Annotated in this window: 9 protein-coding genes; 5 read left to right on the top strand and 4 right to left on the bottom strand. The window is 70.5% G+C overall.

Annotated elements, in window-relative coordinates:
* Positions 1–34 precede the first annotated feature (34 nt).
* Positions 35–1,798: a proteasome ATPase gene (gene arc, locus E1292_RS46670; protein ID WP_132606234.1), complete on the bottom strand. Its 1,764-nt coding sequence runs from the start codon at positions 1,796–1,798 to the stop codon at positions 35–37.
* A 204-nt stretch (positions 1,799–2,002) separates the two neighbouring features.
* Positions 2,003–2,866 carry a tRNA (adenine-N1)-methyltransferase gene (locus tag E1292_RS46675; RefSeq protein WP_132606235.1) on the bottom strand — a complete coding sequence of 288 codons (864 nt, stop codon included), beginning with the start codon at positions 2,864–2,866 and terminating at the stop codon, positions 2,003–2,005.
* A 55-nt stretch (positions 2,867–2,921) separates the two neighbouring features.
* Between E1292_RS46675 and E1292_RS46680 the strand changes: the two genes are divergently transcribed.
* Positions 2,922–4,034 (top strand): GNAT family N-acetyltransferase, encoded by a 1,113-nt coding sequence (locus E1292_RS46680; RefSeq protein ID WP_132606236.1) that lies wholly within the window; start codon positions 2,922–2,924, stop codon positions 4,032–4,034.
* 117 nt (positions 4,035–4,151) lie between these two features.
* The gene (locus tag E1292_RS46685) at positions 4,152–4,649 is read left to right on the top strand and encodes a hypothetical protein (protein WP_132606237.1); all 498 of its coding nucleotides are present in this window, start codon (positions 4,152–4,154) and stop codon (positions 4,647–4,649) included.
* Positions 4,650–5,001: 352 nt separating this feature from the next.
* Here the strand turns inward: E1292_RS46685 and E1292_RS46690 are convergent, their stop codons facing one another.
* Together E1292_RS46690 and E1292_RS46695 are read right to left on the bottom strand one after the other, a co-directional pair.
* Complete coding sequence (locus tag E1292_RS46690; protein ID WP_132606238.1) at positions 5,002–6,501, bottom strand: FHA domain-containing protein; 1,500 nt, start codon at positions 6,499–6,501, stop codon at positions 5,002–5,004.
* A gap of 339 nt (positions 6,502–6,840) precedes the next feature.
* Positions 6,841–7,977, bottom strand: coding sequence for a site-2 protease family protein (locus tag E1292_RS46695; protein ID WP_246090873.1), 1,137 nt, complete (start codon positions 7,975–7,977; stop codon positions 6,841–6,843).
* Positions 7,978–8,162: 185 nt separating this feature from the next.
* Here E1292_RS46695 and E1292_RS46700 point away from each other — a divergent pair, with 185 nt between their 5' ends.
* The 3 genes from E1292_RS46700 to E1292_RS46710 all read left to right on the top strand — a co-directional run bounded on the left by E1292_RS46700 (position 8,163) and on the right by E1292_RS46710 (position 11,102).
* On the top strand, positions 8,163–9,023 hold the full coding sequence (locus E1292_RS46700) for a RecB family exonuclease (protein ID WP_132606240.1): 861 nt from the start codon (positions 8,163–8,165) through the stop codon (positions 9,021–9,023).
* Positions 9,024–9,246: 223 nt separating this feature from the next.
* Positions 9,247–10,422, top strand: a complete 1,176-nt coding sequence (locus E1292_RS46705; RefSeq protein ID WP_132606241.1) for a sensor histidine kinase — start codon at positions 9,247–9,249, stop codon at positions 10,420–10,422.
* Positions 10,419–11,102, top strand: a complete 684-nt coding sequence (locus E1292_RS46710; protein WP_132606242.1) for a response regulator — start codon at positions 10,419–10,421, stop codon at positions 11,100–11,102. The genes E1292_RS46705 and E1292_RS46710 overlap by 4 nt, the downstream gene beginning before the upstream one ends.
* Positions 11,103–11,139 lie beyond the last annotated feature (37 nt).

Below are 11,139 nucleotides of genomic sequence, written 5' to 3' on the forward strand. Positions count from 1 at the left end.
CGGTTTCCCGCGCGGCCCTCCCGATCAAGGGGTGTTACAGGTACTGGCCGGTGTTGGCGACGGTGTCGATGGACCGGCCGGCTTCGGTGCCCTGCTTGCCGGAGACGAGCGTGCGGATGTAGACGATCCGCTCGCCCTTCTTGCCGGAGATGCGGGCCCAGTCGTCGGGGTTGGTGGTGTTGGGCAGGTCTTCGTTCTCGGAGAACTCGTCCACGCAGGCCGTGAGCAGGTGCTGCACCCGCAGGCCCTTCTGGCCGGATTCGAGGAACTGCTTGATGGCCATCTTCTTGCCCCGGTCGACGATGTTCTGGATCATCGCGCCGGAGTTGAAGTCCTTGAAGTAGAGGACCTCCTTGTCGCCGTTGGCGTAGGTCACCTCGAGGAAGCGGTTTTCCTCGCTCTCGGTGTACATGCGCTCGACGACACTCTGGATCATGCCCTGGATGGTGGCCTCGCGGGAGCGGGAGTGCTCCGTCAGGTCATCGGGATGCAGAGGCAGGTCAGAGATGAGGTATTTCGAGAAGATGTCCTTGGCCGCCTCGGCGTCCGGCCGCTCGATCTTGATCTTGACGTCCAGGCGGCCGGGCCGCAGGATCGCCGGGTCGATCATGTCCTCGCGGTTGGAGGCGCCGATGACGATGACGTTCTCCAGCCCCTCGACGCCGTCGATCTCCGACAGCAGCTGAGGGACGATGGTGTTCTCGACGTCGGAGGACACGCCCGAGCCTCGGGTCCGGAAGATCGAGTCCATCTCGTCGAAGAACACGATCACTGGGGTGCCCTCTGAGGCCTTCTCGCGGGCTCGCTGGAAGACGAGGCGGATGTGCCGCTCGGTCTCACCGACGTACTTGTTGAGCAGCTCCGGGCCCTTGATGTTGAGGAAGAAGCTCTTGCCGGACTGGCCCGTCTTCTCCGCGACCTGCTTGGCCAGGGAGTTGGCGACGGCCTTGGCGATGAGCGTCTTGCCGCAACCGGGCGGGCCGTACAGCAGCACGCCCTTCGGGGGACGGAGTTTGTGCTCGCGGAACAGGTCGGCGTGCAGGTAGGGCAGCTCGATCGCGTCCCTGATCTGCTCGATCTGCCGCATGAGGCCGCCGATCTCCTCGTAGGAGATGTCGGGGACCTCTTCGAGCACGAGCTCTTCGACTTCGGACTTGGGTATGCGCTCGTAGACGTAGCCGGAGCGAGGTTCGAGCAGGAGCGAGTCGCCCGCCCTGATGGGCTGGCCGACCAGCGATTCGGCCAGTCGCACGACGCGCTCTTCGTCGGCGTGCGAGATGACCAGGGCCCGCTGTCCCTCGTCGAGCAGTTCTTTGAGCATCACGATCTCGCCGACCTCTTCGTAGCCGAGGGCTTCGACCACGTTGAGCGCCTCGTTGAGCATGACCTCCTGGCCACGCCGCAACGAAGTGACGTCGACAGCGGGGCTGACGTTCACCCGGAGCTTGCGGCCTCCGGTGAACACCTCGATCGTGCCGTCTTCTCGGGCCTCCAGGAAGGTGCCGAAGCCGGATGGCGGCTGCGCCAGCCGGTCGACCTCCTCCTTGAGGGCGACGATCTGGTCCCTGGCCTCCTTGAGTGTGGCCACCAGGCGTTCGTTCTGGCCGGTCACGGCCGCCAGATTGGCCTGTGCCTCATGGAGACGCTCTTCGAGGACCCTGGCCTGACGGGGTGACTCGGCCAGCTTCCGCCTCAGCGCGGTGATCTCCTCCTGGAGGAAGGAGACCTGTGTTGAAAGATCAGCGACCTCCCGTTCGCGCTGCGCGGCTCGAGCCTCAGCATCATCGCGAGCTGCCACGCCCCGTCACCTCCTTCCCAGTCGAGGGCGACTACTAAGGACCTTACCTATCTCGGGCCCCTCCGTAACCTGGCCGGGCAGTGTTCGTCGTGTGACATTCAGTATTCGGTGATTAATCCCCAATAGCGCGTTTAATACTCCCAGCATATGAACACGGCCATCTGTTCCCGTGTCACGCACCAACGCACCCTCGTGGCCAAATTGTCATAGTTCTTCGGTCGTCCCCTTCGGTCGTCGACGGCGCGGCGGCGGGGTCACGCCGTCGGCCATGCGGCGGGCGGTGACGAGGAATCCGGTGTGGCCGATCATCCGATGATCCGGTCTCACCGCGAGTCCTTCGACGTGCCAGTCGCGAACCAGGGTCTCCCACGCATGCGGCTCGGTGAAACACCCATGATCGCGAATGGCCTCGACCGTCTTGGACAGCTGGGTCGTCGTGGCCACGTAACAGCAGATCACGCCCCCCGGCGTCAGCGCCTTGGCGGCCGCGTCGACGCACTCCCAGGGGGCGAGCATGTCGAGGATGACGCGGTCGACGTCGACCTCGTCGATCGAGGCCACCAGGTCCCCGGTGACCAGGCGCCAGTTGCCGTCCGTGGGGCCCCCCTTTTCGGACCCGAAGAACTTCTCGACGTTCTTGCGCGCCACGTCGGCGAAGTCCTGGCGCCGCTCGTACGACGTGACGTGGCCCTCGGCGCCGACCGCGCGCAGCAGGAAGCAGGTCAGCGCCCCGGAGCCGACACCGGCCTCGACGACCCGGGCGCCGGGGAAGATGTCGGCCATGCCGACGATCATGGAGGCGTCTTTCGGGTAGATGACGGCCGCGCCGCGCGGCATGGCCAGCGTGTAGTCCTGCAGCAGGTGACGGAAGGCGAGGTAGGAGGTGCCGCCCGAGGAACGCACGACGGAGCCTTCAGGCTGCCCGATCAGCTCGCTGTGCGGGATGGCGCCCTTGTGGGTGTGGAAGACGCCGTCCTCCTTGAGCGTGATCGTGTGGCGCTTGTTCTTGGGGTCGGTGAGCTGCACCTGATCCCCCGCCTGGAAAGGCCCATGCCTGCGGAAACCCATGGCGGCAAGGTTATAGGGCTTTCGGGCGCGTCAGGACGCGCGATATCTATGGGTGATGCTCCCTCACGACGTGATCTCCACCGGTTCCCTGATCCTGCGGCCACCTGTGGAGTCCGACGCCGAGGCGATCGTGACGGCCTGCGACGATCCGGTGTCGGCCAGATTCCTGCCGCTGCTGCCGTCGCCCTACCGGGCCGAGGACGCGCGCGACCATCTCGCCAGGGCCGCGGCCAAGTGGCGGGACGGCGGCGCGGCGTTCGCGATCACCGAGAACGGCCGCTACGCCGGCTCCATCGACGTCAGTCCGCCGGACCGCTGGGGCGTGACCGAGATCGGCTACCTGGTGGCGCCGTGGGCCCGGGGCAGGAACGTCGCGGCCACGGCGGCCAGGGCGGTCACCGACTGGCTGTTCGACCGCAGGATGCGCCGGGTCGAAGTGCAGGCCGAGGTGGAGAACGTCGCGAGCCTGCGGGTGGCGTACAAAGCAGGCTTCCGCGAGGAGGGGCGCAGGCGGGACGCCAAGCAGAGGCGCGACGGCCGGTACGCCGACTTCGTCACGTTCGGCCGGCTCGCGGGCGACGCCGTGGTGGTGGCGGAGCCGTATCTTCCGTTCTTCAAGGGCGGGGAACTCACCGACGGCGTCGTGGTGCTGGAGCCGCTGACCGCCGAGGACGCCATGGACTTCCACCGGATGATGGCCGAGCCGAGCGTGGCTGTCTACTCCGTGGGGCCGCCGGCCACGCTGGAGGACAACGAGCGGCGCTGCCGCTACACCGGCTACTGGTGGGCGTCGGGGCAGCGCGTCGAGCTGGCGATCAGGGACGCGGCGTCGCGGGCGTTCGCGGGGCACGTGCAGCTGACGCAGGTGGTCCCGACGCTGGGGCAGGCGATGATCGGGTACTCGCTGATGCCCTCGCACCGGGGGAAGGGGCTCATGACGCGGGCGGTGCGGCTGCTGGTGGACTGGGCGTTCGCGAACACGCCCCTGCACCGGATCGTGGCGGGCACCGAGGCGGGCAACACGGCCTCGCAGAAGGTGCTGGAACGGGCGGGGTTCGGCCGGGAGGGCGTGCACCGTGAGCTGTTCCCGCAGCCGGACGGCAGCTGGGCCGACGACGTGGCGTGGGCGCGCCTGCGGCAGGACGAGCCCGCGGGCCGGAAATCCTGATTTCCTGTTGAGGTCTGGTCAAGGGCGCCGTCCAGGGCGATAGTCGGGGCACCCGCACGTAAGGGTCGCGTGATCGGGGTACGCGATCTCACCCTCTCCCCACATGGGGGCGCCGCGATGCCATACGACCGTGCCGACGTCGCCATGCGCGAGCTCATCGCCGTGTTCTCCTGCCTGGAGGCGGCGAACCTGATCGACCGGCTCGCACGTACCGCCGCGGCCGTCGCGGGCACCGGGAACGCCGGATTCGTCCAGGTGGACGTGCTGCGCCGGCACGCGTGCTCGATCCACGTGCACACCCCGCCAGGCGATCCGCTGCGCGTGCGGCGGTGGCTGGCGGAGTCGGGAGTGATGAAGGAACTCCTGGCGTCGCCGGGCACGGTACGGCTGGCACGCGACATGTCGGTGGGCGAGCCGGGTTTCCTGTCCATGCGCGTGCCGATGGCGACGCGGGACTCCACCCACCTGTGGGTGGCGGGGCGCGGGTTCGGCGACGGTGACGAGCACCTGGTGAGCCGGTTCGCCACGGCGGCGGGACGGGCGCTGGAGGCCGCCGGGGGCCTGGAGGCCGCGGTGCGCATGTTGCGCGGGGTACGGTCTTTCCGGCCGGTCTAGCGGGAGCCGGCCGTCTTCCGGACAGCCGGGATCTCGGAGATACGGACGACCGGTTGCGGGCCCCAATAGGGCGGGAAAACCGTGCCGCAGCGGCTTCTCCGGCCCGTCACTCGTGAAGATCCTTCGCCTATTCCTCGGCTTTTACCACACTGAGGCTTTTCTCGGATATAGCGCTATAAAGTCTGTGTTCCGCGGCCGGGATCCCCTGCGTGGCCGCCGATCCCGCGTCCGCGCCCCCGTACGCCGCGAACCACACGCGGTGAAGGTTCGAATGCCTCCTACGCGCCCGTCATGGGAGGGAGCGCGCAGGCTCGCGCCCCCGGCAAGGGCGCGAGCGCCAGGCGGCGCGGTGTCAGCCCCGGTGGGCTTCGAAGCGGAGCGTGCGGGACACGCCCACCCGGACGGTCGTGCCCGGGGCGATGGTGACCGGCTCGTTGGGCGGGATGTCGTAGAAGTTGGGGTCGCCGGGCGGCTGGATCTGGGTGCCGTTGACCGAGCCCAGATCCACCAGGTTGACGTCCCATCCGTCCAGCGCCACGCGCAGGTGGCGACGCGAGACCGAGCCGTCGGGACTGGTCACCTTGGCCGGCCTCGCGTTGCCGCCGGCCACCTCGGGCGCGCGCTCCGGGTCGCGGCCGAGGAGGTAGTCGGTCTCCAGGGGCAGTGCCGTGCCGTCGTCGAGGACGAGGACCCCGAGCGCGGGACGCGGCCCTTTGTAGGGGACGAGGGTGCGCTGAACCAGGGCGATGCCGCAGACGGCGCAGTAGGGCACGCGGGGATCGTTGAAGTGGTCGTTCTTGCAGTCGACGCCGTAGACCAGCGGCCGGTCGCCGTGGTCGGGCTGCTGATCCTGCTGGGGCGGGCCGGGCTGGTCGTAGTGCTCCTGCGGGCCGGGCCCAGGCTGGTCGTAGGGGTCTGGCGGCCCCATGTGCTGCTGGACCTGCTGCTCGCCGTTGCCCGAGTGCGCGGGCTCGTCGTAGGGGAACTGCTGCTGCGGCTCGGGCAGGGGCGGCGGCTGCTCCTGCGGCGGGCCGTAGGGCGACTGCTGCTCGTGGGGCGGGCCGTAGGGAGGCTGGTCCTGCGGCGGGCCGTAAGGGGAGTGCTGCTCCGGGGGCGGGCCGTAAGGAGGCTGGTCCTGTGGCGGGCCGAAGGGGGACTGCTGGTCCGGGGGCGTCATGTAGGACGGCTGCTCGACCGGCTGCGGCCCCGAGGGAGGGCCCGGCTGCGGGCCGGAGGTGGCCGGCGGCTGGTCGGCCAGCGGGTAGGGAGGGCGCTCGACCGGCTGCTGCGCGGGCGGCTGGATGAGGTCGGGCTCGATGTGGAGGCCGGTGGCGGGCATCTCGCTGGTGAGCGGCCTGGACACGGCGGGCGCCGAGGGCTGCTCGGAGAAATCGCCCACCAGGCCGCCGCCGTGCACGACGCCGCCGTCGAACCGGACCGCGGGGTGCGGGCTGCCGGCGCCGGGCAGGCTCAGCTCGACGCGCTCGACCGTGCCGGTGACGAGCCGGTCGGCCCACGTCAGGGAGTCGCTCCCGGCCAGCCGCGTCTCGCCTGCCGGGGTGGTGATGGTGGCCGCCGCGGAGCCGCTGACCAGGACCGCCACGCCGTCGCCGACGGAGCCGGCCACCGCGCAGGTGGCCGGGTCGCCCGCCATGTTGGCCGCGAGCACCTGGGCGGCGCGCCGGGCCAGCGCCCGGCCGTCCCCGCCGGACGAGGCCGTCGCGCGCAGCGCCTCGAGCAGGTCGTCGGCGGCGGACTCGCCGGCGTCGCACACGAGCAGCAGCCCGCCGTCGTAGGCGACCAGCCCATTTCCAGGAAGCGGACGCACCACTCCGAAGCCTTGGTCGGTCATGCGTCCTCCCTCATGACGACCGTGCTGCGCTCATTGGTGCCCTCGCTGCGCTCGGTCACTCAACTCTCCTCCCCGGAAGCCGGCGGTATTACGGCACCCGCACTGCCGTGCTGGTCACCAGCCATACGTACCCCGACGACGAGGCCACGTCGCGGCCACCTCGTCTCGATTCGGTGAACCGGTCGACCGTGGCAAACCCCTCAACTGTGCAAGTCTGGCCAAACAGCACACTATCGGCCAGTCATCACATCGCAGAAATCGCCAGAGTCGGCTCCGGCCCACCCGAAACTGCTGGACACGACCCTATCCGGGGGTTGCCGCTTAAACGAGTGGGACAAATCAGACGCCGGAGAAGACCCGGTTCACGTCGGCCGTGGCCAGCACGCCGTAGATCTCGCCGCCGCGCTCCACGAGCAGGTATTCGCTGCCCGGGGCCTCGCGCATGGCGTCGATGAGGGGCTCGCCCTCCAGGTCGGCGGCGAGCACCATGTCGGGCTCGAGCGACTTGGCGAGGGAGGCGACGTTCACCCAGGGGCGGCGGTGCTCGGGCGTGGCCTGGACGGCGGCCTCACTGACGATGGCGAGGGGTCTGCCGTCGTGGTCGACCACGACGATGGCGCCGGCCCGGTGTTCGCCCGCCTGCCGCAGCGCCTCGGCCAGCGGCGTCTCGGCGGCCACGGGAACGGCCCTGCGCGCGAGGGTGCGGGCGTTGACCTGCGGGATCTTGGCCCGGATCTTGGCCACCCGCAGCGACTGGCTGGCGCCGAGCCAGATGAACATGGCCAGCACGATCGGCCACAGCAGGTCGGTGAGGTCGAGCTCGCGCCCGTCGGACAGCGCCGTCGCGACCGGCACGACGACGAGGAGCACGGCCAGCACCCGGCCGCCCCACGCGGCGACGATGGTGCCGGAGCCGGGGTTCTTGGTGAGCTTCCAGACGCCGGCGCGCAGCATCCTGCCGCCGTCGAGCGGCAGCCCGGGCAGCAGGTTGAACACGCCGACGATGAGGTTGGCCACCCACAGCTGCCAGACGAGCGCCTCGGGGATGCCGCCGTCGTTGATCACGTAGATGTCGGCGGCCAGTCCGAGCCCGCCCAGGCCCAGCGAGAGGGCGGGGCCCGCGGCGGCCACGAGGAACTCCTTGCCCGGCGTCGGCGGCTCCTTCTCGATCTCCGACACGCCGCCGAGGAAGTAGAGGGTGATCCTCCGGACCGGCAGGCCGTAGGCCTTGGCCAGCACGCTGTGCGCGAGCTCGTGCAGCAGCACCGAGACGTACAGCAGCACCGCGAACACGAACGCGACGGCGTAGGCGGCCGTGCTGTTCAGCTCGGGCAACATGATCTGCATTCTCGGCCCGACGAGCATGGTGATGAAGGCCGCCACGATGAACCATGTCCACGAGACGTAAACCGGAATGCCGAACGGCTTTCCCATCCGAAGGCCGGAGAACTCCTGTCGCGGGCTCTGCTCGCTCACCGCACTCCTTGACATCCTCGCCGCGGGGAACCCGTCGCGTCGCCCTGCCGGGGGGCCGGGCGACGGTCCGTGTCGCGGACTTCCCGTCGGCACGTGCTGTTGCTGCCTTGATGCTACGCGCCGGATCACGTGATCCTCGTTTCGCGGGCGTTATTCTGTCGGGCTCTTGACCTAGAGTGCGGTGCATGACTTTGACCGAGCCGGCGATCATCGGAGCTCTCTCCCCGTCCCGGGCGGGCGATTTCATGACATGTCCGCTGCTTTACCGCTTCCGCGTGATCGACCAGCTGCCCGAGAAGCCGTCGCAGGCGGCGGTGCGGGGCACGGTGGTGCACGCGGTCCTGGAGCGCCTCTACGACCTGCCGGCGCCGCGGCGTTCCGTGAGCGCGGCGCTGGAGCTGCTGGAGCCGCAGTGGCGGCGGCTGCTCGACGACGACCCGCAATACGGCGAGATGTTCGCCGACGCGGCCGAGCAGGCCGAGTGGCTGGCGCAGGCGCGCGGCATGCTGGAGCGCTACTTCACGCTGGAGGATCCGACGCGGCTCGAGCCCGCCGAGCGGGAGCTCTACGTCGAGGCGGTGCTCGACGGAGGGCTGATGCTGCGGGGCTACGTCGACCGGCTCGACGTGGCGCCGACCGGCGAGGTCAGGGTGGTCGACTACAAGACCGGCAGCGCGCCGGGGCCCGACTTCGAGGCCAAGGCGTTATTTCAGATGAAGTTCTACGCCCTGGTGCTGTGGCGGCTGCGCGGGCAGGTGCCCCGGCTGCTGCAGCTGGTCTACCTGGGGGGCAAGGGCGAGGTGCTGCGCTACGCGCCCGACGAGGCCGACCTGCTGGCCACCGAGCGCAAGGTGATGGCGTTGTGGGCGGCGATCGAGCGGTCGCTGCAGTCGGGCGAATGGCGGGCGCGCAGGAGCCGGCTGTGCGACTGGTGCGACCACCAGGCGCTGTGCCCGGAGTTCGGCGGCACCCCGCCGCCGGTGCCCGACCGCCAGCCCGGCGACACCGTCCGCAGCAGCCGCCGCGCGGCCACCGACGAGCTCTGAGCGCGCGCCCTACGGCACCGCCGCCCGGCACAGTGGGCTCAGAGCACGTGTCCCACGGCACCGCCGCCCGGCACGGAGAGCTCCGAGCGCGCGTCCCACCGCACCACCGCCCGGCACCGGCGAGCTCCGAGCGCGTCCCAGGGTCGCGGCGTGGCCGGGGCGTGCGCGCTAATCCTCCCGAGGGAGGAGGTTGCCTGCTCTGGCCTGGGCCTACAGTGAAGCGGTGCGGATAGACCGAACCAGGTTCCACGACACGGTGCTCGCCGGGGTGGTGGCCGCGGCGTCGGTGGCGCTGTTCGTGCTCTACGACCCCGGACGGCTGCCGTCCGGTGGCCTGGCGGTCGACGGCATGCGCGAGCCCGATCCGTTCGGTGTTCTGCTGGTGCTGCTGGCGTGCGTCCCCGTGGCCGTGCGCAGGCGGTGGCCGCTGGCGGCGTTGTGCGCGGGGCTGGTGCCGGAGACGCTGCTGACCGCGTTCGGATACAGCACCGGGGTGCCGGGCCTGTCCGGGCTGGTGCTGCTCTACTCCGTGGCCTCCAACCGGGGCCTGGCGATGGCGCTGGGCGGGTTGCTGATCTCGGTGCTGGCGTACACCCTCGGCGCCGCGTCGGGCCCGCCCAGGGCGACGAGCCTGAGCGACCACGTGGTGGTGGCCATGGTGCTGGTCTCGGTGTGGGGGGCGGGCCGGAGCCTGCGGCTGCGCCGGGCGTACATGGAGGAGCTCAGGGGCCGTGCGGCGCGGCTGGAGCGGGCGCGCGCGGCCGACACGCGGGCCGCGCGGGCCGAGGAGCGGTCGAGGATCGCCCGCGAGCTCCACGACGTCGTCGCCCACCACGTCAGCGTGATGACCGTGCAGGCGGCCGCGGCGCGCAAAGTGCTGTCCTCCGACCCCGGCCTGGCCCGCGAGGCGCTGACGGCGATCGAGCACACCGGCCGGATGGCCATGTCCGAGATGCGCAACATCGTCGGCGTGCTGCGCACCGACGCCCGTGCCGAGCTGGGCCCGCAGCCGGGCATGGACGACCTGCCCGCGCTGGTCGAGCAGATGCGTGAGGCCGGGCTGCCCACACGGCTGATCGTCGAGGGCGAGCCGCCGCCGCTGCCCGCCGGGGTCGACCTGGCCGCCTACCGGCTGGTCCAGGAAGGGCTGACGAACAGCATGCGGCACGCGGGCGCCGGGGCGAAGGCGGTGGTGACGGTCCGCCACGCGCCGCACGAGCTGGACGTACGCGTGGCCGACGACGGCAAGGGCGTGGCAGGGGCGCCGGCGCGGCCCGGTCATGGCTTGGTGGGCATTCGTGAAAGGGTTGCCCTCTATGGTGGAATCCTCAGCGTCGGTCCGCTACCCGGGGGCGGTTTCGAAGTGCGGGCGAGATTCCCGTTGAAGGACGGCCAATGACGATCAGAGTGCTGCTGGTGGACGACCAGCCGCTGCTGCGTACGGGATTCCGCCTGATTCTCGAGGCCGAGCCCGACATCACAGTGGTGGGCCAGGCCGGCGACGGCAAGGGCGCGCAGGAGCAGACGCGGGCGCTGCTGCCCGACGTGGTGCTCATGGACATCCGGATGCCGGGGGTCGACGGCATCGAGGCCACCCGCAGGATCGTGCGGGAGGCGGCGCCGTCGGCGCACGTGCCGAAAGTGCTGGTGCTGACGACGTTCGACCTGGACGAGTACATCGTGGAGGCCCTGCGCTCCGGCGCCTCCGGGTTCCTGCTGAAGGACGTGCCACCCGACGAACTGGTGCAGGCGATCCGGGTGGTGGCGGCCGGTGACGCGATCGTGGCGCCCAGCGTCACGCGGCGGCTGCTCGACCGGTTCGCCGCGCGGCTGCCGCCCGCCCACGAGCAGGCCACCCCCGCACGGCTCGACCGCCTGACCGAGCGGGAGCTGGAGGTGCTGCGGCTGATCGCGAAGGGCATGTCCAACGCGGAGATCGCGGCCAAGCTCGTGGTGAGCGAGACCACGGTGAAGACGCACGTCGGCAACGTGCTGACCAAGCTGGGGCTGCGTGACCGGGTGCAGGCCGTGGTGCTGGCGTACGAGACGGGGTTGATCACACCAGGCGCCATGCCCTGACGCCCGGTCCCCGCTCCCCGCCCTGACACCCGCTCCC

The sequence above is a fragment of the Nonomuraea deserti genome (genome assembly GCF_004348685.1).
In the GTDB taxonomy this organism is placed as follows: domain Bacteria; phylum Actinomycetota; class Actinomycetes; order Streptosporangiales; family Streptosporangiaceae; genus Nonomuraea; species Nonomuraea deserti.